The sequence below is a fragment of the Pseudoalteromonas sp. MM1 genome, from assembly GCF_030296835.1.
Classification (GTDB): Bacteria; Pseudomonadota; Gammaproteobacteria; order Enterobacterales; family Alteromonadaceae; genus Pseudoalteromonas.
In genome coordinates this window covers 3560321-3582833 of record NZ_AP027922.1, presented here as the reverse complement: position 1 = coordinate 3582833, position 22513 = coordinate 3560321, and the positions used below count along the sequence as shown (strand labels likewise).

Below are 22513 nucleotides of genomic sequence, written 5' to 3'. Positions count from 1 at the left end.
CTCAATAGCAAGAGTTAACATATTTAAATGTTTATGCTCCGCTTAAACCAAAAACAACGCCACTGGTAACAGTGGCGTTGTTTAGTTAACAGGTGTGGCTAATATATAACCCGAATCGCAAAGAAATTTACGATTCTCCCTATTTGTAGCCCTCGCCTTTTGAGGGCTTTTTTTTGGCCTAGTCTAAGTACGCTTTTAACATCCATACTAGCTTTTCTTGCTCTGAAATATAATCACCCATTAAAGACGCTGTACCTTCATCATCTGCATCACCTGCTTGAGTAAGTACTTCACGTTGCATTTTGATTAGTGTGCTGTAGCCAGCTAACAGGTTTTCTACGGCTGCCGTGCCATCGCTAATGTTTTTAGCTTCTTTAATTTCACTTACTTCTAAGTAATCAGAGAACGCATGCAGTGGCGCGCCATCTAATGTTAAAATACGTTCGGCAATTTCATCTACTTTTTCAAGCAGAAGATTGTAAATCTCTTCAAATTTAATGTGTAATTCAAAAAAGTTACGGCCTTTAATATTCCAATGAAAACCGCGCGCATTCATGTATTGAATTTGGTAGCTGCTCAATAATGTATTGAGTGACTTAACAATGTCTTCGCTTTTAGCGCTGTTTAAACCAATTGCATTTACCTGTGACATACCTTGCTCCTTGATGAACCGTTTATTTATGAACTGATGATCATTATTGCTCGATGCTTTTAATTAGTAAAATCGTTTAAACCAGTCAGTGCAATAGGTTTTAACTATTAACAACGTAAAGCACAATAAATCACGCATATAATATAGATGGGTTGAATTTATTAAAATTCTACCCCTTAACAATAAAATAAAGGCAAAACATGGATAAATTATGATCTAAAACAAGTTTTGCACAAGGTTGAACATTGGCTATTCGATGTATTGATCTAAATCAGTAAATGCTTGTGGCTGTAGCGCATAATTCACTCAAGCAAAATAAATATCTTAAATTTATTGGAGAGTGGTTATGGATGCAAAAACAGTAAAACAAAATAAAGCAGAGTTAATAGTGGTAGGTATAGCTGTTATCGCCTTTGTATTGGGGCTGGTGGCGCATTTAGCGGGGGCAAGCATAGCCAACTCAGATACGTTTGGTTATATTGCTGCACCAATCCCGCTTATTCTGGGCATTGTATTTTTAATTAGTTATAAAATAGCGGCAGCAGCAGAAGACTAAGCTTATTCATCCAAGCACTTAATAATATAATCAAGTACCTGACGGGAGTAAATCATACTGGTATGACTTAAATGAAAAACTTTGTGCTCAGCCATACCTTTAAGTTTGGTCTCATCAAGTAGTACAGTACCGTCTGATTGGCTGCCTTTTACAATTAACGGCATTAAGCCAATAGGTAGGTCGCCCGCTATGCTATAAAGCTTTGCTTTAAAAGGCCAATTACCATTTTTAGTGAGTAAAAATTCGACGCTATTTTTTAAAAATGTTTCAAATCCCTTTTGTTTCATTTTTTGTGCAATATGACTGCCCTGATGCGGAGTGCCTAAAGTAATCACTTTGGTAACGTGTTTACTTGCTTTAGAGCTTGCCTCTAAATAGGCACGCGCAATTAGCCCACCCATAGAGTGACATACAAGCGCAGAGGGTTCATCACCAATAAACTCATCAATTTGTTTAAAAATAGTTTCTAGGTTAGGGTCAAGCGTATTGTAAGTTAAGTTTAATACCTTTACGCCCGATTGCTCTAAACGAGAACAAAGCGGGCGCATAACAAAGCCCGACATATAAAGGCCATGTAATACAACAACGTGGTTTATTTTCATACGCTCTTACCTAAAATGTTTACATAAGCTGCTGAGGTTTTACTTCGATATTTGCAGTGTCTGAACTTATCCACACATCACCATCTTGAATGGTAATAGTTAGCTTAATATTACGATCAGCTAAATTGGCAAGTGCCTGCGTGGCGGCGTAATCAAGGCTAAAAATGCTTAAGTTTTTAAAATCGTACAACTTAGGTTGATGTTTTTGCCACCAAATAGCTTGGTTGTTTTCGCCATACGTATAAAGCACCACTTTTTTAGATTTATTGCAGGCTTTTTTAAGGCGCTTTTCATCCGGCAGACCTAGCTCAATCCACAGCTCGATTTCTTCACTGTAGTTTACATACCAAAGCTCAGGCTCATCATCAGCGCTTAAGCCTTTGGTAAATTCTAAACCATCACAACTATTTAGTGCATAGGCTAATAAGCGAATCATCAAGCGTTGCTCGGTTTCAGAAGGGTGCTGCGCCAACGTTAAATTAAAATCTTGGTACACGTGGCGGTCCATATCGCTTAGCGATAATTGCGCTTTAATAATGGTAGATTTAAGAGCCATAATATCTAATCTGAAAAAATTTTCGCCAGTATAGCGCAATTAAATGAATTGCCAGTTAAAATAGCGACAAATTATATGTTAGGAGTTAAAAATGGCTATCCAGTGGTTCCCTGGGCGCTTGTATTAACTTCCGCGCCGCTCCGTATAGATAATAAAATCCCATTTAAAACATAGTTTTGACCTGTTTTTATTCCGTATTTGTCCAGTCTAATCTTGTTGCTTCTACTATTTTTAGTACCCACGTTAGTACCCATGAGATTGTATTTTATATATACTAGTCTTAATCATCATTGTGGAGCTTATTATGGCTAGGCCTGTAGTACGTCTAACGGATAAAAAGATAAAATCAATTACTAGTACAGGCAAAGAGCAAACGCTTTCTGACGGTGGCGGTCTTCAACTGCGTGTTTTACCTAGCGGTACTAAATCTTGGCAATTTAAGTTTAAAGATCCAATAAGTGATAAATTTAATAAATTACCCCTTGGGCTTTATCCAGCACTATCGCTTGCTAACGCAAGGACTAAAGCTATTGAGTATCAAGAACTATTAGCGCAAGGTATTAATCCAAAGGCATATGAACTAGCTAAAAAACAGGCAGAGAGCCGTAAAGCTGCGAATACTTTTTTAGCTGCCGCAGAACTTTGGTTTGAACGAAAAAAGCCAACTGTTACGCCTCATCACGCAGCTAGGGAGTGGCGAACACTTGAGATGTATATTTTCCCAAAGTTGCAAGACACACCTTTAGAAAGCATTACAGCGATTGATACTATTGAAATTCTCAGGCCACTTGAGACTGACGGTAAACACTCCACAATCAAACGTATTTGCCAAAGCTTAAACCAGATCATGGATTACTCAGTAAATCATGGCTTTATCAATGCCAATCCACTAGCAAAAATCATAAAAGTATTTACTAAAAATACAGTAGAGCATATGGCAACGATTAGACCTGAAGAGCTACCTGATTTTTTAACCGCTCTGAATGGCTCGCAAACCATCCAGAACAAAACAAAGCTTTTAATTTTGTGGCAACTGCATACTATTACTCGCTCAAAAGAAGCCGCAGGTGCTAAGTGGGCCGATATTAATGTTGAAGATGCTGTATGGATGATTCCAGCTGAAGAAATGAAACGCAGAAGAGCGCACCGAGTACCTTTAACGTCTGCTACTTTGGCAATACTTGAGCAAATGAAACCACTCAGCGGTCACCATGAATATGTATTCCCGAGTGAGCGTAATGAAAAGAGCCATGCAAGTACCTATACGGTGAATGCAGCGATTAAACGTAGCTTGGGTTACAAAGATAAACTGGTAGCACATGGCTTGCGCTCAGTTGCTTCTACAGCGCTTCATGAAAAAGGTTACGATAGCCTTTTAGTTGAAGCCTGCTTAGCTCATGCAGATGAAAATGAAACAAGAGCGGCATATAACCGCTCAGACTATTTAGAACAACGTAGGTCTATTATGCGCTGGTGGAGTGACTTTATTGAGCAAGCCAATTTAAAGTAATAAAACCTAATCAAGCATTGCTTCGACTATTTCATTGAGGGCTTTCTTTTCAGAGACGCTATGTTCCTTCATGTATTTTAACAAAAGCTTGTGGTTATTCTTTGTTAGTATGCTTAGCGATTGCGATTTTGTTCTAATTTCTCTTTGTTTAAAAGCATTCGTTAATTTGGAAACAAGCTCTTTTTTTGTTGGAGTTTTCTCTTGAGATTTAGTTACAATTGGGTCAAGGTCACCTATAAAATCTTTATTTAGTGTATTTGCATTGTGGTGGAGCAAATCCCAATTAGCTATGATAGCGATTATACTATGAAATAAATCTTCATTAGACAAAGGTTTTAAAAAATTTAAGCTCGTGAGTTTATCTGTCAAATAACCCCAAACCCATATGCAATCATCATCAGCTTTATCTGTGAGCCACTCTAAACTTGGCTTGCTTGTAAGGAATTGGTGATAGGAGTGTTTCATGTTTTTTATATAATTGCGCTTGCATTGCTTTGTTGTTTTAAATGAGTCGAATTTTTCAACTAACAAAGGATATATCTCTTCAAAAGTATAAACAGCCTCTTTAGCTAGCGGGTTTTCTGGCTTGTAATAAACTTCTTTTATTGGATTTTGGTGAATGTAAACCCAAGCCCAAAAAAGCTGTTGCTTATTCTTCTCTGAAATCCAAGATAAATCAGATTCTTCAATTGTTATATCTTCATAACAAGAGAGTATGCGGGTCATCTCATCTACTGCGCTTGGAAAAACAGACATCAACTCCATTGAATCCAAATAAGCGCAGTGTTCTTTTATAATTGTAAAGGCTTCAAACTTATTTTTTGGCTGTTTGTGCCGACTTGGAGTATCTTCCATAATCTTCTTTACTGACCACATTAAAGCTCTCTGATCAGAACTCAATAAGTTTAGAATCGGTGTCCAGTGTTCCCTTAAATCATCCATTGAATTTCAATATGTATTATTCATTTATTAATTTGACTATCAGTCTATCATACATATTTTACCTGTCATATAGCTCCTGTTTTTTGTCATTCACTCATTTTAAAAGCGTCATTTTCATTTGTTTTTAGTGTCAACTATATATATTTAATATGTCATAAATGCATATAATTATTTTTTTATTTGTAATAGAAAATCAAGGCTTTACTTGTTATAACTTCAGAGTAACTTTAAATCTGCAAAGCAGTTGCTCAGTAATGTGTTAATGAAATTAACCATCTAAAATAAAGCTGGTTTTTTTAGTGGGAATTTCGGTTTGGTAATATTAATTAGATTTACTAGTAACGAAGTAATTATCACAACAAATACAATTTAAAAAATACTATTCATCCACCTGATATGAACTCATACTTTCAGGATAAAGAAGATGAATAATCAAAAACAATACTCAGTAACTACTATCCCTACTTACAAGCAATATCAAACACTCGCTAGAGACAATCAGCCCTTAGTTATTCCCTACTTAGATGCTATTGAGAAAGTCATGCTTGCTGCATGTGCTGAGCATAAAAGAACGTTTGCTGTGAGAGTTGATTTAAGGTTACCTGCTCATTCAAATACAATTGATTTAGATAGCAATAAAGTTATTAAACGATTCATTGCTTCTCTTGAGGCGCAGATTAAAGCTGATACAAAACGTAAAGCTCGTGAAGGTAGAACACCACACCCTTGCAATGTTAGGTATATTTGGGCAAGAGAACAGAGCACAGCTCATCATCAACATTACCATTGTGTACTATTTTTTAATAAAGACCGCTATCACTGTACGGGTAAAATAAATGCAGAGAGTGATAACCTGTTTACTCGAACAGTTAAGGCCTGGGCGAGTGCGTTGAGCTTACCGTTGGATGAAACGATGCAATTAGTTCATTTACCTAATAATGCACATTACTACCTCGGCGCTAATAGCTCTGATTTCACTCAAGACTTTCATGCTCTGTTTTATCGACTGAGTTACCTCGCAAAGCTCAATACTAAGCAATATGGTTCAGGGCAGCGTTGTTTTGGCTATAGTCAGAGGTAATACTTTTAATAAAGACCTGTGCTTCCCATTATTCGTTTTAACTAGCTTTTGGGAACTTCAAGTAGCTAAATAAGCTTAACCCCTTAGTATATAAGGGATGGCAAGTTCCCAAAATACCATTATGAGAACCTAAAAAATAAATGGTGTTATCACACTTTAAAAGAGTGCTCATATTGAGCACTCGAATTTAACTAATCAAACAAACTAGCAATACCAGCAACTATCCCCCCAGCAACAGCTAGAGGGACTGTAACAGGCGCAGAAGCAACGCCAGCACCAATTACTATTGCGCCAGATGTAAGTGCTCCAGCGGCTGCACCGGAGCCTATAGCCACAGCTGTTCTGCTTACGCTAGAGTCACTACTGCCAGTTATCTGTTTTGATAACTCATTACCAACTAAGCCGCACGAAACGGCTTTATTTAAAGACATAATGTTTTCCTTTTAGTTAAGTATCACGAGCACCAGAATGGCGCTGTTAGGGTTTATAGCTCTAGTTCTTCAAAGTCTTTGTCTATTTCCTCCTGTGTTATGCCTATATAACGAAGTGTGGTTGCTTCGGAGCTATGGCGAAGCATTTTCATTACTCGGGCGATGTCGTGGGTTTTCTGATACAAGTGATAACCGCGTGTTTTACGCATTGAGTGAGTACCTAAATGAATATTTAGTTCTTCACCAACTAGCGCAAATGCTTTTGTAACCGCTCTACGTGATAGCGGTTTAGGCTTTGAGTTAATCGCTTGTTGATTTCGGTATGATTGAAATAAGTAGATGTGGAGTGGATGAGTCAGTTTAATTTCGTTGATTAAGGTAAGCGCTTTATCATTTAACTTTATTTCAGCTAATTTCGAGGTCTTTGACTCGTAAATAATCAACCTATCGTTGTTTATGTCAGTGAACTTCACTGCAAGTAAGTCAGATATTCTAAGCGCGAGATTTAAGCCAATATTCCATATTTGGCTCATTTGTCTTGAACAACGCTTTTCTAGTAAATAACTAACAAGCCTTACTGTATCAAGATTTTTAACTGCTTGTACTTCAGCCATAAAAACCCCCTTTATTCAGTTGTAACCGTAACCTGATAACAACCTGTGTTGTAGTACTCAACAAAGTTTGAAATGAACAAGGCTAATAGCTCTTTACCTTCCTTAGCGTTCAACCAACCAGCTAAAAAGTGATAAACTTGCTTAATGCTAAAGCACACATCAATTTCTTTTATCAGTTCAGGGGCATGACGGCCCTGATACGAAAAGTCAGTAATATAAATAAGCTGCCAGCTGGTGGCCTGCTTTTCTAACCTAACTTCTACTGGGTGAAAGCCGCCAGCTTCAGGGCTGTAGTCTGGATCTCTAAAGTTAAGTGTAACCGCCTTAGAACCGCCTAAAGAATCACCTCTATTGGTAACTGCACTCACAATCACATCAATAAAAGAGTCAGGCACTTTTAAGCCTGCTACTTGCTCTATTTTTAACGCCATATTTAACTCCTTTTAAATTAATCCATGCTCAGCAAATGAATACGTGCTTTCACCAATGATGATGTGATCAAGCACAGATACATCAATTAGGTTAAGTGCCTGTTGAAGTTTGGTAGTAATAAGTTTGTCTGCTTGAGATGGGGTGGTAACGCCCGAAGGGTGGTTATGCGCCAGGATAACGGATGCTGCATTAAGCTCTAACACTTCTTTAACGACTTCTCTAGGGTAAACACTAGCTGCATTAATAGTGCCTCTAAATAGCTCTTTAAACTCCAGTATGCGGTTTTGGCTATCTAAAAACAGTACGGCAAATACCTCATGCTCATGTATCGCGAGTTTATGCTTTAAGTATTCTTCGCAATCATTAGGGCTATTTAAAACGCCATCACGAAACTGCTTCTTAGCGATTATGTATGCAGCGGCTTCTAGTATCTGCTCATCATTTACTGGGTGTTTAAATTCATATAACGACTGTTGACCTTGCATTGTAAATTCCTCTTAAGTGGTTCATGCAAGTTAGTGATGTATATGTGTAAGTTTTTTGTTTGAGGGCATAAAAAAATACTAACCCCGGAAAGGTTATGTACTAATAACCAACCGGAGAAATTCCATGCGTTTAATCAAATTAAAAGAAGTAATCGAAAAAACATCACTAGGCCGTTCAACAATTTATGAGTTTATGACTAAAGGCACATTTCCAAAGCAAGTATCGTTAGGTGCCAAATCTGTAGCCTGGCTTGAGTCAGAAGTGGATGATTGGATAATGGAAAGAATTGGTGAAAGGGAAGTGTAAAGACAATAAAACTATTTATAAACTGAAGCAGCAGATTGATTATATAGAATTTGTGGTAGTATTATTTGAATGAAAAGTAAGTCAGATAAAGCTCGTATTGGCTTTATCTGACTTACTAAAATATGCGGCTTAATATTAAATAACGTACTTTACGGGAATAAAGAAATGACAAGTAATCAACAACGTGCTGAGCTTCAACGACAAATATGGGCTATTGCTAACGATGTGCGAGGTTCAGTAGATGGTTGGGACTTCAAGCAGTACGTGTTGGGTACTTTGTTCTATCGTTTTATCAGTGAGAACTTTGTTGGTTACATCACAGGCGGTGATGAAAGTGTTAATTATGCTGCCATGGACGATGATGATGAAAACATTCTGGCTGCCAAAGATGATGCAGTTCGCACTAAAGGGTATTTTATCCTTCCAAGCCAGTTGTTTAGCAATGTGGCGGCTAATGCGCATAAGAACGAAAACTTAAATACTGATTTGGCGGCTATTTTTGCTGCAATCGAAAACTCAGCCAACGGCTATGACTCAGAAAAAGACATCAAAGGCTTGTTTGCGGATTTTGATACCACCAGTAATCGTCTGGGTAATACGGTAGAGGCAAAAAACAAACGCCTTGCTGCGGTATTAAAAGGCGTAGCTGGACTTAACATCACTCAATTTGAAGATAACGAAAACGATCTGTTTGGTGATGCTTACGAGTTCCTTATTTCAAATTACGCCGCCAATGCGGGTAAATCCGGTGGCGAATTTTTTACGCCTCAGCACGTTTCAAAATTGATCTCGCAGCTGGCCATGTACGGCCAAACTAGTGTCAATAAAATCTATGACCCTGCGGCGGGCTCCGGTTCATTGCTGTTACAAGCCAAGAAACACTTTGATGCGCATATCATTGAGGATGGTTTTTTTGGTCAAGAGCTAAACCACACCACCTACAACTTGGCGCGTATGAACATGTTTTTGCACAACATTAACTACGACAAGTTTAATATTCAGTTGGGTGATACCTTAACCGAACCGCACTTTTTAGACGACAAGCCGTTTGACGCGATTGTCTCTAACCCACCTTATTCAGTGAAATGGATTGGTAGCGACGACCCAACCTTAATCAACGACGACCGCTTTGCGCCCGCTGGCGTATTAGCGCCTAAATCAAAAGCCGACTTTGCTTTTGTATTGCATGCGCTGAGTTACCTATCAAGTAAAGGCCGCGCAGCCATTGTCTGCTTTCCCGGTATTTTTTACCGTGGCGGGGCGGAGCAAAAAATTCGCCAATACTTGGTTGATAACAACTATGTTGAAACCGTAATTTCATTGGCACCTAACCTGTTTTTTGGCACCACCATTGCCGTGAATATTTTGGTGCTGTCTAAGCACAAAACCGACACTACCACCCAGTTTATAGATGCCAGTGGCGAGGCTTACTTTAAAAAAGAAACCAATACCAACGTTATCACTAATCAGCACATTGAAGACATCATGAATGTGTTTGCCAGCAAAGAGAATGTGGAGCATTTTGCTAAATCGGTTGATTTGGATGTTATCGCAGGCAACAGCTACAACCTTTCGGTAAGCAGTTATGTGGAAGCGAAAGACAACCGCGAGCTAGTGGACATTACTGAGCTTAATGCCGAACTTGAAACTACCGTTGCTAAAATTGATGCGCTTCGCAGTGATATTGATGCCATTGTGGCGGAAATTGAAGGTGAGGAGGGTGAGGCATGAGTCATTTGAGCTATTTAGAGAAACTGCTGGATGGGGTTGAGCTTAAAGAATTAGCTTTAGGGGATGTAACAAAATACGAACAGCCGACAAAATATCTCGTAAAAACGAAAAACTATGATGATTCGTTTGAGATCCCTGTATTAACTGCGGGCAAGACTTTTATTTTAGGTTATACGGACGAAATAGACGGGATCAATCGAGCTTCAGAAAATCCTGTAATCATTTTTGATGACTTCACTACAGCTAATAAATGGGTTGACTTCGACTTTAAAGCTAAATCCTCAGCAATGAAAATGATTAAATCTAGTGATGAGTCGAGGCTCATGCTGAAGTACGTATATTATTGGATGAATACGCTACCGAGTGACTTGGTTGAAGGTGATCATAAACGCCAATGGATTAGTAATTACTGTGCTAAAAAAATCCCCATTCCATGCCCAGATAACCCAGAAAAATCGCTGGCAATACAAGCTGAAATAGTGCGTATTCTGGACGCATTTACCGCCATGACCGCCGAGCTGACCGCCGAGCTGACCGCCGAGCTTAACATGCGGAAAAAACAATACAATTACTACCGCGACCAGTTGTTTAGTTTTGAAGAGGGTGACGTTGAGTGGAAGGCGCTGGGGGAAGTATTCAATATTTTCGCAGGTGGAGATAAACCAAAAGACGCTTTTTCAAAGGAAGAATCCGATGAATTTAACGTGCCAATTCTATCTAATGGAATAGGCTTAAAATCTTTGTATGGTTGGACAAACTTACCAAAAATAACAGAACCAAGCTTAACGGTTTCAGCTCGAGGGACTATTGGATGGACAAGTTATCGTGATCGACCATTTTTCCCGATTATCCGATTACTTGTTTTAACACCGAAAATTGGTGTGGATACAAAGTACGCTTATTACTATATGAAAACTATTGAAAATAATTATCCCGTGCCGCCAGCAGGGATACCTCAGTTAACAAAACCCATGATAAAGAATGTTCAATTTCCGATTCCCTATCCAAACGACCCTGAAAGATCGCAGGCAGAGCAAGCGCGCATTGTCGCTATCCTCGATAAATTCGACGCTCTAACTAACTCAATCACCGAAGGTCTCCCCCGCGAAATCGAGCTACGTCAAAAGCAATACGAGTATTATCGTGACCTGTTATTAAGCTTCCCGAAATCTCATTCAGATGAGGCCGCTTAATGAGTAAAACGCTAACGGAAATAGCAGAGTTGTTGCAAGCGTCCGACAAAAAGGTGCAGTTGATCTATGCCTTTAACGGCACAGGTAAAACGCGTTTGTCGCGTGAATTTAAAGAGATCATTGCGCCGAAAGACGATGGGCAAGATGCGCTTATTGATGCAGAGCAAGCGCCTCTGTCGCGCCATAAGATTTTATATTACAACGCGTTTACGGAAGACTTGTTTTACTGGGATAACGACTTAGATGCTGATGCAGAGCCGAAGCTAAAAATCCAACCCAATACGTTTACCGATTGGATATTAAAAGTGCAAGGCCAAGAGCCTAATATCACTAGGTTGTTTCAGCGTTATAGCAACGAGAAGTTGACGCCTCATTTTAATGAAGACTTTACTCAAGTAACGTTTTCATTTGAGCGAGGAAATGCGGAAAGAGCACAGCATGTAAAAATATCTAAGGGCGAAGAAAGTAATTTTGTCTGGAGTATTTTTCATGGGCTTCTAGAGCAAGTTGTTAGAGTCATGAATAACCCTGATGAAGAGGATGATGAGAGCTTCAATCAGCTAGAATATGTGTTCATTGATGACCCCGTCAGCTCATTAGATGAAAACCATTTAATTGAACTTGCAGTTAATTTGGCGGAACTAATCAAGTTAAGCAAATCTGAGAAGCTTAGATTTATCATATCGACACATAATCCGCTATTTTACAATGTGTTGCACAATGAGCTTAATGCGAAAATCTGTTACTTATTGCAACGATTTGAAGATGGAACCTTTGATTTAAAAGAAAAAAAAGGTGGCGCGAATACCAATTTTTCTTATCACTTGTATATCAAGCAATTGATTGAACAAGCTATTACGAACAATGAAATACAGCGTTTTCACTTCAATTTACTGCGCAACCTTTATGAGAAAGTCGCAGCATTTTTGGGGTACGCAGATTGGACTGCGCTACTACCCGAAAGCCGCGAGCTATACGCCAAACGAGTGATGCACTTTTATAGTCATCGTTCATTATCAAACGAAGAAGTAGCTGAGCCAACTGGACCTGAAAAGCAAATTGTTAAGTTTCTGCTCGAACATCTATTAAATAACTATGGTTTTAAACTGCAAGGAAAAGCCAATGCCAAACCTTAGCCTACAAGATCAAACCTCTGAATTTTTACTTTACACTGCGCCCAACGGTGATGTGAAAGTAGAAGTATTACTCAGTGGCGAAACCATTTGGCTGACCCAAAAGCGTATTGCTGAATTATTTGGTGTGGGTGTTCCTGCTATTTCTAAGCATTTTAAAAATATTTTTGAAAGTGGCGAGCTACAAGAGGAACTGGTTATTTCCATTTTGGAAAATACCACTGCACATGGCGCTATTGCTGACAAAACTCAAACCAAAACAGTCAAATATTACAACCTTGATGCGGTGATTTCTGTTGGTTATCGGGTTAATTCAGCGCAAGCCACCCAGTTTAGGATTTGGGCAACACAACTGATTAAAGATTACATCATTAAAGGCTTTGCCATGGATGATGAGCGCCTTAAAAATGGCCGTTTTTTCGGTAAAGATTATTTTAAAGAGCTGCTAGAACGCATTCGCTCCATTCGTAGCAGTGAGCGACGTATTTATCAGCAAATCACTGACATTTTTGCAGAATGTAGTATTGATTATAACCCTAAATCAGAAACTACCCGTCTGTTTTATGCTCATGTACAAGACAAATTTCATTTTGCTATTACCGGCCATACATCTTCTGAAATCATTGCCCTTAAAGCTGACGCTAATAAGCCATTGATGGGTATGAGCACTTATAAAAATGCACCTGAAGGTAGAATACTCAAATCAGACACTACGGTTGCGAAAAACTATCTGGCAGAAGATGAAATTAAAAAGCTCGAACGCGCTGTGTCAGCATTTTTTGATTACATAGAAGGTATTATTGAACGCCGTAATACTTTTACCATGGAAGCCTTCGCTGAAAGTGTGAATAAGTTTTTAGCCTTTAATGAGTACCAAGTGTTAGAAGGCTATGGCAATGTGACCCGCAAGGCGGCTGAGCAAAAAGCCCATGCCGCTTATGAGCAATTTAATAAACAACAAAAAATAGAGTCAGACTTTGACCGCGAGGTTAAAAAGCTACTTGGGCATGGAAGTAAGAAAAAGGATGTAAATGAATGACGACTTATAAAACGGTGGCAGAATCCAATAATTTTATTGTTTTAGATAAATACACTAAAGACTGGAAAGTAGCAGAAAACTTTCAGAGCGAAGGTGATTTAGAGCGTGAGCTGATTCAGGATCTAAGCAATCAAGGCTATGAGTATTTACCCGCGCTAACCACGCCCGATGCCATGCTGGCGAATGTGCGCAAGCAGCTACAAGCCCTTAATAAGGTCGAGTTTACCGATGCCGAATGGGTTCGCTTTTGCGATCAATACCTGAACACACCAAGCGACAATATTCTTGATAAAACCCGTAAGGTGCACAGTGACTATATCTTCGATTTTGTCTTCGATGATGGCCATATAGAAAATATCTACCTATTCGACAAGAAGACCATTGCTCGTAACAGAGTGCAGGTGATTAAGCAGTTTGAACAAACGGGAAGCCATGCAAACCGTTATGATGTGACGATTTTGGTCAATGGTTTGCCTTTGGTGCAAATTGAACTGAAAAAACGGGGTGTGGCGATCCGCGAGGCGTTTAATCAAATACATAGGTACAGTAAAGAGAGTTTTAATAGCGATCACTCCTTGTACAAGTTCTTGCAGCTGTTTGTGATCTCTAATGGCACCGACACGCGCTATTTTGCCAATACCACGAAACGTGACAAAAACAGCTTCGACTTTACGATGAACTGGGCAAAATCTGACAATACGCTTATTAAGGATTTAAAAGACTTTACCGCCACTTTTTTCCAGAAAGAGACGTTGCTTGAAGTGATCTTGCGTTACTCGGTGTTTGACGTTAGCAATACTTTGTTGGTCATGCGCCCCTACCAGATTGCTGCCACAGAGCGTATTTTATGGAAGATAAAGAGCGCGTTTAACGCTAAAGATTGGGCTAAGCCTGAAAGCGGCGGGTATATTTGGCACACCACGGGTTCAGGCAAAACACTCACCAGTTTTAAAGCGGCACGTTTGGCAACCGATTTAGACTGTATTGATAAAGTCTTTTTTGTGGTAGACAGAAAAGATCTCGATTTTCAAACTATGAAAGAATATCAGCGATTTTCGCCTGATAGTGTGAATGGTTCAGACAGTACCGCAGGGCTAAAAAGCAACCTGGATAAAGACGATAACAAGATTGTTGTTACCACTATTCAAAAGCTCAACAATTTAATAAAGAATGAGAGCGATTTAGCGATATACAACAAGCAAGTGGTGTTTATTTTTGATGAGTGTCATCGCAGCCAATTCGGTGAGGCGCAAAAAAACCTCAAGAAGAAATTCAAAAAGTACTACCAGTTTGGCTTTACCGGTACGCCAATTTTCCCTGAAAACGCCTTGGGTGCAGAAACCACGGGCGACGTGTTTGGCCAGCAGTTGCATACATATGTTATCACGGATGCCATTCGTGATGAAAAAGTACTTAAATTCAAAGTGGACTATAACGATGTTCGTCCGCAATTTAAGAGCATTGAGACTGAACAAGACGATAAAAAACTCAGTGCCGCCGAGAATAAGAAAGCGTTTTTACATCCCATGCGAATTAGTGAAATCTCGCGGTATATTCTGAGCCATTTTAACCAGAAAACTCATCGAGCCTATTCTGGTGCAAAAGGGTTTAACGCCATGTTTGCGGTCAGTAGTGTTGATGCAGCGAAAGCGTACTATGAAACCTTCAAAACATTGCAGGCCGAGGCAGAAAATAGCCCCACAAGTAAACCTCTGCGCATTGCGACTATCTTCTCATTTGCTGCTAATGAAGAGCAGGACGCCATTGGTGATATTTTAGATGAGAGCTTTGAAGTCAATGCCATGAATAGTAGCGCAAAAGAGTTTTTGAGCGCCGCGATCACTGATTATAACGCCATGTTTAAATCTAACTATGGCGTAGACAGTAATGGCTTTCAGAACTACTACCGTGACCTTGCCCAACGAGTTAAGAATAAAGAAATAGATCTGCTTATCGTGGTCGGTATGTTTTTAACGGGCTTTGATGCGCCTACGCTTAACACCTTGTTTGTTGATAAGAATTTGCGCTATCACGGCTTGATGCAGGCGTTTTCTCGCACTAACCGCATTTATGATGCGACTAAGACCTTTGGCAATATTGTTACCTTTCGTGACTTGGAACAGGCGACCATTGATGCCATCACTTTGTTTGGTGACAAAAACACCAAAAACGTGGTGCTGGAGAAGAGCTACAAAGAATACATGGAAGGCTTCTACGATATTGTTAACAAACAAGAGCATCGAGGTTTTGTTGATATTGTAAAAGAGCTGCAAGAACGTTTTCCAAACCCAGAAAATATTGAAAAAGAACAAGATAAAAAAGAATTTGCCAAGTTATTTGGTGAATACCTAAAAGCAGAAAATATTTTACAAAACTACGATGAGTTTGCTGGATTAAAAGCACTGCAAAGCTTAGATACCAGTGATGAACAAGCTGTTGAAGAGTTTAAGTCAAAGTACTATCTGGACGATGCTGACATCGAGGCAATGCAAACCATCGATATGCCTAGCGAACGTGCTATTCAAGATTATCGTTCTACTTACAGCGATACACGCGACTGGTTACGACGTGATAAAGAAGGTCAGGACAAAGATAAGTCAACGGTAGACTGGGACGATGTGGTATTTGAAGTTGATTTGCTAAAATCTCAAGAAATCAACCTCGACTACATTCTTGAACTGATTTTTGACCACAATAAGAAGAATAAGAGCAAAGAAGGCTTGATAGAAGAAGTTCGCCGTATGATCCGCGGTAGCCTTGGCAATAGAGCGAAAGAGAGCTTGGTGGTTGATTTTATTAACCAGACAAACCTAGATGAGATCAATGACAAAGCCAGCATTATCGACGCCTTCTTCAAGTTCGCCCAAGCGGAGCAGAAGCGCGAAGCCGATGTAATTATTGCCTCTGAAAAGCTCAATATCGATGCTGCCAAACGCTATATTGCGTCATCACTCAAACGTGAGTACGCCTCTGAAAATGGCACTGCACTGAATGAGGCGCTGCCCAAACTTAGCCCATTGAACCCACAGTACCGAACTCAGAAGCAAACGGTGTTTCAAAAAATCGCCGTATTTGTTGAGAAATTTAAAGGTGTTGGTGGGCAGATATAGAAGGCATTTAGGGAAGATATTAATGGAGGAAGCGGTTTGCTAAGAGCTATATCAAATTTGTTGTACCATTCACCGAGAATGAAAGGGCGTCAAATTGCCAAGGAGCTGGGGCTGGATAAGTCTCAAGTGAACTCGTTTCTTCACAAAAACCAAGATACGTTTGTGAAAAACTCAAATCATGAATGGTGCCTGATACGGGTTCAGCATGTGGAAATTGATTTTGCTACAGGTTGGATTGATGATAAAGCCTTTGAGAATGCTATCGGTAAGCTTGCCTATCAAAAAGATGAAAACAAGGTAACATTTAGATTCGGCATCGATTGTAAGTTTTTGCTGATAGCATTAGCCCGTTTCCTTGCTCTCGCGAATCAGCTTACTGTGAATGGGAAGGATGTGGTGATAGATACTACAGCATGTCCTAATACCCACAGCTTTTTCAGCAGAAATGGCTTCTTTGACTATCTTAATCAAAGTGTAACTTGCCTTCCTGAAAGACCCTTTTTGTCAGCTGCTAAAACTTATCGGGATAATAGCGATACCTTGGTCGAACTAGGAGAAATCGAGCAACCAACCCAAAACAAAGAGCTTGTAATTCGTTTGGGCGACAGGTTTGTTGAGCATTCTTCAGCTAGCTATTTCTTAGCGGCTAAGACTGTTTTTTCAGAGCTTGTAGGCAACGTTACTGATCACAGTGAATCCAAAATACCTGGACTAGCAGGTCTGCAAGTATATCGACCGTATAATAAACCAAAGCATATTCAAACAGTCATATCCGACTCTGGTTTAGGTATTGCCGCTACCTTGAGAACAACGTTACAAAGTGAACATCCGAAGTTATACGCACAGTTTTCAGCGGAAACTGTTGAGAATGATATTGCGCTAGTTCAAAAAGCTTTTACATCTGGTGAGGTTAGTCGCTTTGGTAAAGGCCGGGGGCTAGGCTTTAAGAGTAGTCGAGAGCACGCTAGCAAAGAGAAAGTTATCATTGTTATTAGGCAGCTAACTTTCTCATTGGCTTTGGAATATGCGAAGGGTCAACTCATCAATGTTTCTGAAGATCGAGGGTTGGTCCCTATCACAGGAACTCATATCTGTTTTGACTTCTATGTTGACAATTTCTGATAAATAGTGTCAACTTAATCAGATGAAACAGTTAACTCATAAAATTCTTCTTTCAGAAGTCGTAGGTTCTGACCATGCCTTTGGTAACGATGAAGGTAGTGAAGCCTATGTGAAGATTAAAAAGATCGTTGATGGTCACCCATCATGCGATATTTTTGCTATTAGCTTGGAAGGGATTCGATTCACTGATGCTTCATTTCCTCGTGAAAGTGTAATCTCGTTGGCTAAAGCATTGAAAGGAGAAAAAGGTTTTTACCTTTCTAATGTACCGAGTCGTGACCTTCTGGACAATTGGTCTTATGGCGCTACAGCCAAAGATCAGCCTCTTCTAGTGAAAAGCGATAGCGGTTACGAAGTGCTTGGTGTAAAACTCAGTGCGACTGTCAAAGAGCTTCTAGATTTTGTTATTGCAAAAAAGACAGTGACTTCGTCACATGTATCTAAGCATTTTGACATTTCAGCACAAAATGCCAGTGGTCGATTGAAGAAGCTTCATGCTACAGGTCTTGTGTTAGGTCAAAAAGAAGTGGCAGAGTCAGGTGGACTGGAATTTGTCTACCGATCAATTGTGTAGTTTTTTTTGATTTTCTGGTTAATCTGCTTGCGTTAATCAGAATTGAAGTTTATTATTTGGTCAGATCCTTTGGATCTTTTTTATTAATATCTGATAAATGTGATTAAGTTAAGCAGAACAGGAGGCTTTATGGCTACAAATCCCCCATCAGGTGACGGACACAGAAACGGTGCCGTTAAAGGTCGATCTCAGACTCAGACGCCAAGCGGACATTGGGTAAAGCGAGATGCTGATACTGGTCGATTCATGGATGTAAAGACATCTGACAAAACGCCTTTTAAAGGCGTCAGGAAGGAGAAATAGTTTGGCTAATGATAAAACCCATTTGGTCGTCGGGGCTGCGGTTGGTTTAACCGTGGCCCTAGCGGACAACAAAAAACAAGCTGTCAGTCACCATCCTGTAACTGCCATTACGGTTGGCTCTCTATTTGGCAAGCTTCCAGATATTCTGGAACCCTCTTTGGGTAACCCTAACCATCGCCAGTTTTGCCACAGTCTGTTGGTGTTAACTGCACTAGGTGTTGGTCTCAAACATTTGTATGAGTGGCAACCGGAAGAGGCAATTGATAAGTGTCTTCGCGGGCTGGGGCTAATCGCCGGATGTGCTTATGTCAGTCATTTGCTCTGTGATGCGACAACACCGCGCTCACTTCCTTTAATTGGCAAACTATAGGAGTTTTGAATGGTCGTTGAAGTCACGAGGCACATTAAGCGTCCTGTTGAGCGGGAGCTTTGGGCTCGCGCAGCTGCTCGTTGTCAGTTTAGCGGGTGTAATAAATTGTTATACAAATCAGCGGTGACCCAGGAATCGGTCAATGTCTCTCAAAATGCTCATATTTACGCATTTTCTGAGAATGGGCCTCGTGGTTGGGGACTCTTTAAAACTAAGTCAACCAGCTTGAATGACGTCAGCAACCTCATGTTGATGTGCTATGACTGTCACAAAAAAATTGATCAGAAAGGCAGCGAAGATAGGTATCCAGCCGATCTCTTGATTAGTTGGAAAATGCAGCATGAGCAACGTATAGAAATCCTCACAGGCATTGATCCTAATCGCAAATCAAATGTTGTTTTATATGGTGCCAATATTGGAACTGAAAGATCACCGATTAATTATCACGGTTGTGTTGAGGCAATGTTTCCGAATTGGTATCCGGCAACTGAAAAGCCAGTGACACTATCCATGGTATCAGAGCTGAATGATCACTCTGAACAATTTTGGCAAGCAGAGTCGCAACACCTAACGAAGCGTTTTCAAAGTAAAATTTCATCAATCATCGAAGAGGATTCTTGTAAGCATTTTTCATTGTTCGCGTTAGCTCCTCAACCATTGTTAATAAAACTTGGCGCTTTGCTCACCGACAAAATTGACGTCGAGACTTATCAGCTGCATCGAGAGCCTAAAGGCTGGTTTTGGCAAGACTGTTCAGATGATTTTGAGTACACCATCAACAGACCTCAAAATATGGAGGGAAAGCCAGCCCTGGTACTTTCTTTGAGTGACCATGTGTCGCATGAGCGAATTACTCGGGTTATAGGGCCAGATACATCGATTTGGGAAGTGACTATCAAGCAGCCTCATAATGATTTCATGCAGTCAAAGCAGCAGCTCTCCTTGTTCAGAAAGTGCATAAGAAAGCTGATTGTTGAAATCAAAAATACACACGGGGATGCGACGCCACTGCAAATTTTTCCTGTGATGCCAGTATCGTGTGCCGTCGAATTAGGACGGGCCAGAATGCCTAAGGCTGATATGCCATGGCTTATTTATGACCATGACATAAAAACACAACAATTTGTAATGGCAATCGAGCTTCGAGGAGATCTATATGAGTAATAGCAAAAGTAACGATGTTCTAAACACAGTTCTCGAAAAAATTGAGCTACCTGACAGTGCTTATGAAAAGGCTGAAAAACGCTATAAGGATCTAGGTGATTGGTTACATCGCCCAGAGTCAACATGTGTAAATTTTGATCCCCACGTGTTTTCTCAAGGTTCCTTTCGTCTAGGTACGGCGATTAGGCCCGATTCAGAAGAACAGTATGACCTAGACATGGGGTGCAATCTTCGGCGTGGCCTGGATAAAACGTCTATCACTCAAAAGCAACTAAAGCACCTAGTCGGTCATGAATTAGAGCTTTATCGAAACGCCAGAGGCATTAAGGAAGAGCTAGCCGAGAAGAAACGCTGTTGGCGCTTAGAGTATGCCGATGGACTTAGCTTTCACATGGACATAGTTCCGTGTGTGCCAGAGAGTGATACAGGAAGAGGGCTGTTGAAAAAGCGGATGGTCGAAAACTCTAAGTTTGATGAAAACTTGGCTCAAAACGTGTCTCAGCTTGCAGCTTCGATTACCGACAACACAGATTCTACTTATGCAGTTGTGGATGAAAATTGGCGTATCAGCAATCCTGAAGGATATGCTCGATGGTTTGAAACGCGCATGAAGACGGCACGGTTAGCAATAAACGAACGTGAAATGCGATTTAAAGCCAGTATAGATAGTCTACCATATTATCAATGGAAGACACCTTTACAACAGGTGATCCAATTATTGAAGCGTCATCGTGACACTATGTTCAAAAACAATGAGGATAGTAAGCCAATATCGGTAATCATCACTACATTGGCAGCTAAATCATATAAAGGTGAAAGTGATTTGGCTTCAGCGTTGAATACGGTGCTCTCCGAGATGGATGACCATATTTCTGCACAAGCGCCAATGATTCCGAACCCAGTTAACCCAGCCGAAGATTTTGCAGACAAGTGGTATGACGAAAAATCTGCTCAATACCGATTACAAGAAAACTTTTATAAGTGGCTGTATCAAGCTAGAGCTGATTTTAGTGCTCTTTGCTCAAGTGATGATACGCAACGAATAGTAAATGCGGCGCAAAATGGTTTGGATCTGAAGCTTGATTCAAGTTCGGTAGCACGTCTATTGGGTATTCCTCCGGTGACAGCAAAACCAACGTTTGCAATTCAATCATCTGATCCAAAGCCATGGTTTAAGCAGTAGATGAAGCACTGGAAGGCTGTAGGCTTAGAGGCTTTTCTCTCGGCCTATCCGAACATTAGATTAGTAGATGTCCATGCAGATAAGATTGAGTTGCAGGGAGAGTATCAGTTAAAAGCACAGCTAGCTGGAAGTCGGTTTATTGAGCGAACATTTTCTCTAAGGATTGTATGCCCAAGTAATTATCCTAGGGCTTTACCAGTGGTGTTTGATACCGCTGGTTACTTTCCTCGTAATCAGGACTTCCATACTTACTCTGATGGATCATTTTGTCTTGGCTCAGACCTGAAAATTAAGTCAATTTTGAAAACCGACTCGTCATTGACAACCTTTTTCGAAAAGATTGTTGTCAGGTTCCTTTATTCGGTGTCCCATAGGGTTGAATTTGGCAACTTTCCCTATGGCGAACTGGACCATGGTGAGAAAGGCCTGATTGATGATTATTCTCAGTTGTTCAATGTTAATGGTAAAGCATCAGTTCTACAGGCACTGAAAGCGTTAGGTTTGCGCAAGCGTGAGGCAAATAAATTACCGTGTCCATGTGGTTGTGGTGATCGTCTTGGCTCGTGTGACTATCGGTTTGTCTTGAACGAGTTTCGCCAAGTTGAGCGACGCCGATGGTTTCGCGATCACCTACAAGATGCTTTTACACCGATTGAAAAACCCAAAAGGAGAGTTGGAAAAAAAACTAAAAGGCCAAGTAGAAATACGCCTTAGCTTAATAAGCTCCCTAAGCATTTTATGGCATATGTGTTAATACATATCGGATTTTTTGAGTCTAATCAACCGGCAACAGCAGATTGAACCTTCACACTATCGTGTCGGAGGTTCACTATGTTCAAAAACCTATTTTTTCAAACAAAAGCACTACCAAAGCTGTCATCTCAACTCGATGCAGAAATCCCACGCTATCCGCCATTCCTGAAGGGGTTGCCAGCTGCGTCACCTGAAGATTTGCAGTCCACACAAAACGAGCTAATTGCAAAACTGCGCCAGGTACTTGGCTTCAACCAGCATGACTTTCAAAGGCTAATTCAGCCTGCATTGATCATCTGGCGGGCTATGTTCACTTGCTGCTAGTTTCAGAGTATCACACCACAGTGGTGCGGGTTGTTTATTGCGGCGTCCCTTGGCGGATTGTCAATCATCGATGAAGATGAGCGCTATCAGTGGAACCATTTTTTGGAAAACTTTATTCCAGTGGACCACTAATGACAGCATTAAACGCTATTTCATTCGCTGGCTCGACCATCACAAAAATTGCAGGAGTTATTTTATGATTATCTAGAGGTATAAATTTAATAAAGAATTAGAATGCTATTTTGTAGTAAACTCTTTCTATAAACAAAAAGTACAAAAGCATAGTTTTACTTTTAGTACCCACATTAGTACCCATAGGCTGCGGCCTTTAATTAAAGGTCATATA

At 40.2% G+C, this 22513-nt stretch carries 23 protein-coding genes and 1 pseudogene; 16 read left to right on the top strand and 8 right to left on the bottom strand.

From position 1 onward, the window contains the following. Window positions 1-178 precede the first annotated feature (178 nt). Complete coding sequence (locus QUE46_RS16270) at window positions 179-652, bottom strand: Dps family protein (RefSeq protein ID WP_004585992.1); 474 nt, start codon at window positions 650-652, stop codon at window positions 179-181. A 346-nt stretch (window positions 653-998) separates the two neighbouring features. Between QUE46_RS16270 and QUE46_RS16265 the strand changes: the two genes are divergently transcribed. Further along, complete coding sequence (locus tag QUE46_RS16265; RefSeq protein WP_286245621.1) at window positions 999-1208, top strand: hypothetical protein; 210 nt, start codon at window positions 999-1001, stop codon at window positions 1206-1208. A 2-nt stretch (window positions 1209-1210) separates the two neighbouring features. On the opposite strand, the gene QUE46_RS16260 is transcribed toward QUE46_RS16265, so the two are convergent. Both QUE46_RS16260 and QUE46_RS16255 read right to left on the bottom strand, forming a co-directional pair. Further along, window positions 1211-1810 carry an alpha/beta hydrolase gene (locus QUE46_RS16260; protein WP_286245620.1) on the bottom strand — a complete coding sequence of 200 codons (600 nt, stop codon included), beginning with the start codon at window positions 1808-1810 and terminating at the stop codon, window positions 1211-1213. A 19-nt stretch (window positions 1811-1829) separates the two neighbouring features. Next, a complete protein-coding gene (locus QUE46_RS16255; RefSeq protein ID WP_286245619.1) occupies window positions 1830-2366 on the bottom strand; it encodes a YaeQ family protein in 537 nt (178 codons plus the stop codon). Window positions 2367-2670: 304 nt separating this feature from the next. Between QUE46_RS16255 and QUE46_RS16250 the strand changes: the two genes are divergently transcribed. Then, window positions 2671-3876: a tyrosine-type recombinase/integrase gene (locus QUE46_RS16250; RefSeq protein WP_256851583.1), complete on the top strand. Its 1206-nt coding sequence runs from the start codon at window positions 2671-2673 to the stop codon at window positions 3874-3876. Window positions 3877-3882: 6 nt separating this feature from the next. Here the strand turns inward: QUE46_RS16250 and QUE46_RS16245 are convergent, their stop codons facing one another. Next, on the bottom strand, window positions 3883-4731 hold the full coding sequence (locus tag QUE46_RS16245; RefSeq protein ID WP_256851584.1) for a hypothetical protein: 849 nt from the start codon (window positions 4729-4731) through the stop codon (window positions 3883-3885). 511 nt (window positions 4732-5242) lie between these two features. On the opposite strand from QUE46_RS16245, the gene QUE46_RS16240 reads away from it, so the two are divergent. Next, window positions 5243-5899 carry an inovirus Gp2 family protein gene (locus tag QUE46_RS16240; protein WP_256851585.1) on the top strand — a complete coding sequence of 219 codons (657 nt, stop codon included), beginning with the start codon at window positions 5243-5245 and terminating at the stop codon, window positions 5897-5899. Between the two features lie 191 nt (window positions 5900-6090). On the opposite strand, the gene QUE46_RS16235 is transcribed toward QUE46_RS16240, so the two are convergent. From QUE46_RS16235 to radC, 4 genes are read right to left on the bottom strand one after another with little or no spacing between them, the layout of a single operon-like run. Next, a complete protein-coding gene (locus QUE46_RS16235) occupies window positions 6091-6330 on the bottom strand; it encodes a hypothetical protein (protein ID WP_036973951.1) in 240 nt (79 codons plus the stop codon). 53 nt (window positions 6331-6383) lie between these two features. Then, window positions 6384-6944: a tyrosine-type recombinase/integrase gene (locus QUE46_RS16230; protein WP_256851586.1), complete on the bottom strand. Its 561-nt coding sequence runs from the start codon at window positions 6942-6944 to the stop codon at window positions 6384-6386. Between the two features lie 11 nt (window positions 6945-6955). After that, on the bottom strand, window positions 6956-7375 hold the full coding sequence (locus QUE46_RS16225) for a DUF2787 domain-containing protein (RefSeq protein WP_256851587.1): 420 nt from the start codon (window positions 7373-7375) through the stop codon (window positions 6956-6958). Window positions 7376-7387: 12 nt separating this feature from the next. Then, on the bottom strand, window positions 7388-7861 hold the full coding sequence (gene radC / locus QUE46_RS16220; RefSeq protein ID WP_024595466.1) for a DNA repair protein RadC: 474 nt from the start codon (window positions 7859-7861) through the stop codon (window positions 7388-7390). A gap of 124 nt (window positions 7862-7985) precedes the next feature. Between radC and QUE46_RS16215 the strand changes: the two genes are divergently transcribed. From QUE46_RS16215 to QUE46_RS16155, 13 genes and pseudogenes are all read left to right on the top strand, one after another. Next, on the top strand, window positions 7986-8168 hold the full coding sequence (locus QUE46_RS16215; protein WP_024595467.1) for an AlpA family transcriptional regulator: 183 nt from the start codon (window positions 7986-7988) through the stop codon (window positions 8166-8168). A gap of 165 nt (window positions 8169-8333) precedes the next feature. Next, the gene (locus tag QUE46_RS16210) at window positions 8334-9899 is read left to right on the top strand and encodes a type I restriction-modification system subunit M (protein ID WP_286245618.1); all 1566 of its coding nucleotides are present in this window, start codon (window positions 8334-8336) and stop codon (window positions 9897-9899) included. Beyond that, window positions 9896-11092, top strand: coding sequence for a restriction endonuclease subunit S (locus QUE46_RS16205; protein ID WP_286245617.1), 1197 nt, complete (start codon window positions 9896-9898; stop codon window positions 11090-11092). Before QUE46_RS16210 ends, QUE46_RS16205 begins: the two co-directional genes overlap by 4 nt. Further along, entirely contained in the window at window positions 11092-12228 is a 1137-nt protein-coding gene (locus tag QUE46_RS16200) for an AAA family ATPase (protein WP_286245616.1), read from the top strand. The genes QUE46_RS16205 and QUE46_RS16200 overlap by 1 nt, the downstream gene beginning before the upstream one ends. Beyond that, window positions 12215-13264 (top strand): virulence RhuM family protein, encoded by a 1050-nt coding sequence (locus tag QUE46_RS16195; RefSeq protein ID WP_286245615.1) that lies wholly within the window; start codon window positions 12215-12217, stop codon window positions 13262-13264. Before QUE46_RS16200 ends, QUE46_RS16195 begins: the two co-directional genes overlap by 14 nt. Then, window positions 13261-16374 carry an HsdR family type I site-specific deoxyribonuclease gene (locus QUE46_RS16190; RefSeq protein WP_286245614.1) on the top strand — a complete coding sequence of 1038 codons (3114 nt, stop codon included), beginning with the start codon at window positions 13261-13263 and terminating at the stop codon, window positions 16372-16374. The genes QUE46_RS16195 and QUE46_RS16190 overlap by 4 nt, the downstream gene beginning before the upstream one ends. 78 nt (window positions 16375-16452) lie before the next feature. Next, complete coding sequence (locus QUE46_RS16185) at window positions 16453-17496, top strand: ATP-binding protein (RefSeq protein WP_286245613.1); 1044 nt, start codon at window positions 16453-16455, stop codon at window positions 17494-17496. A gap of 22 nt (window positions 17497-17518) precedes the next feature. After that, a complete protein-coding gene (locus tag QUE46_RS16180; protein WP_000811851.1) occupies window positions 17519-18070 on the top strand; it encodes a helix-turn-helix domain-containing protein in 552 nt (183 codons plus the stop codon). Window positions 18071-18374: 304 nt separating this feature from the next. Further along, window positions 18375-18743: a metal-dependent hydrolase gene (locus QUE46_RS16175; protein WP_286245612.1), complete on the top strand. Its 369-nt coding sequence runs from the start codon at window positions 18375-18377 to the stop codon at window positions 18741-18743. A gap of 9 nt (window positions 18744-18752) precedes the next feature. Further along, window positions 18753-19907: an SAVED domain-containing protein gene (locus tag QUE46_RS16170; RefSeq protein WP_286245611.1), complete on the top strand. Its 1155-nt coding sequence runs from the start codon at window positions 18753-18755 to the stop codon at window positions 19905-19907. Next, entirely contained in the window at window positions 19900-21090 is a 1191-nt protein-coding gene (locus QUE46_RS16165) for a nucleotidyltransferase (protein ID WP_286245610.1), read from the top strand. Before QUE46_RS16170 ends, QUE46_RS16165 begins: the two co-directional genes overlap by 8 nt. After that, on the top strand, window positions 21091-21804 hold the full coding sequence (locus tag QUE46_RS16160; protein WP_286245609.1) for a hypothetical protein: 714 nt from the start codon (window positions 21091-21093) through the stop codon (window positions 21802-21804). A gap of 117 nt (window positions 21805-21921) precedes the next feature. Then, window positions 21922-22372 (top strand): annotated as a pseudogene (locus QUE46_RS16155) (TraI domain-containing protein); the annotation flags it as partial. Window positions 22373-22513 lie beyond the last annotated feature (141 nt).

Bases quoted from the DNA above. Each gene is read 5' to 3' on its own strand.
- QUE46_RS16270 (WP_004585992.1), bottom strand. From the start codon at position 652: ATGTCACAGGTAAATGCAATTGGTTTAAACAGCGCTAAAAGCGAAGAC.
- QUE46_RS16265 (WP_286245621.1), top strand. From the start codon at position 999: ATGGATGCAAAAACAGTAAAACAAAATAAAGCAGAGTTAATAGTGGTA.
- QUE46_RS16260 (WP_286245620.1), bottom strand. From the start codon at position 1,810: ATGAAAATAAACCACGTTGTTGTATTACATGGCCTTTATATGTCGGGC.
- QUE46_RS16255 (WP_286245619.1), bottom strand. From the start codon at position 2,366: ATGGCTCTTAAATCTACCATTATTAAAGCGCAATTATCGCTAAGCGAT.
- QUE46_RS16250 (WP_256851583.1), top strand. From the start codon at position 2,671: ATGGCTAGGCCTGTAGTACGTCTAACGGATAAAAAGATAAAATCAATT.
- QUE46_RS16245 (WP_256851584.1), bottom strand. From the start codon at position 4,731: ATGGAAGATACTCCAAGTCGGCACAAACAGCCAAAAAATAAGTTTGAA.
- QUE46_RS16240 (WP_256851585.1), top strand. From the start codon at position 5,243: ATGAATAATCAAAAACAATACTCAGTAACTACTATCCCTACTTACAAG.
- QUE46_RS16235 (WP_036973951.1), bottom strand. From the start codon at position 6,330: ATGTCTTTAAATAAAGCCGTTTCGTGCGGCTTAGTTGGTAATGAGTTA.
- QUE46_RS16230 (WP_256851586.1), bottom strand. From the start codon at position 6,944: ATGGCTGAAGTACAAGCAGTTAAAAATCTTGATACAGTAAGGCTTGTT.
- QUE46_RS16225 (WP_256851587.1), bottom strand. From the start codon at position 7,375: ATGGCGTTAAAAATAGAGCAAGTAGCAGGCTTAAAAGTGCCTGACTCT.
- radC (WP_024595466.1), bottom strand. From the start codon at position 7,861: ATGCAAGGTCAACAGTCGTTATATGAATTTAAACACCCAGTAAATGAT.
- QUE46_RS16215 (WP_024595467.1), top strand. From the start codon at position 7,986: ATGCGTTTAATCAAATTAAAAGAAGTAATCGAAAAAACATCACTAGGC.
- QUE46_RS16210 (WP_286245618.1), top strand. From the start codon at position 8,334: ATGACAAGTAATCAACAACGTGCTGAGCTTCAACGACAAATATGGGCT.
- QUE46_RS16205 (WP_286245617.1), top strand. From the start codon at position 9,896: ATGAGTCATTTGAGCTATTTAGAGAAACTGCTGGATGGGGTTGAGCTT.
- QUE46_RS16200 (WP_286245616.1), top strand. From the start codon at position 11,092: ATGAGTAAAACGCTAACGGAAATAGCAGAGTTGTTGCAAGCGTCCGAC.
- QUE46_RS16195 (WP_286245615.1), top strand. From the start codon at position 12,215: ATGCCAAACCTTAGCCTACAAGATCAAACCTCTGAATTTTTACTTTAC.
- QUE46_RS16190 (WP_286245614.1), top strand. From the start codon at position 13,261: ATGACGACTTATAAAACGGTGGCAGAATCCAATAATTTTATTGTTTTA.
- QUE46_RS16185 (WP_286245613.1), top strand. From the start codon at position 16,453: ATGAAAGGGCGTCAAATTGCCAAGGAGCTGGGGCTGGATAAGTCTCAA.
- QUE46_RS16180 (WP_000811851.1), top strand. From the start codon at position 17,519: ATGAAACAGTTAACTCATAAAATTCTTCTTTCAGAAGTCGTAGGTTCT.
- QUE46_RS16170 (WP_286245611.1), top strand. From the start codon at position 18,753: ATGGTCGTTGAAGTCACGAGGCACATTAAGCGTCCTGTTGAGCGGGAG.
- QUE46_RS16165 (WP_286245610.1), top strand. From the start codon at position 19,900: ATGAGTAATAGCAAAAGTAACGATGTTCTAAACACAGTTCTCGAAAAA.
- QUE46_RS16160 (WP_286245609.1), top strand. From the start codon at position 21,091: ATGAAGCACTGGAAGGCTGTAGGCTTAGAGGCTTTTCTCTCGGCCTAT.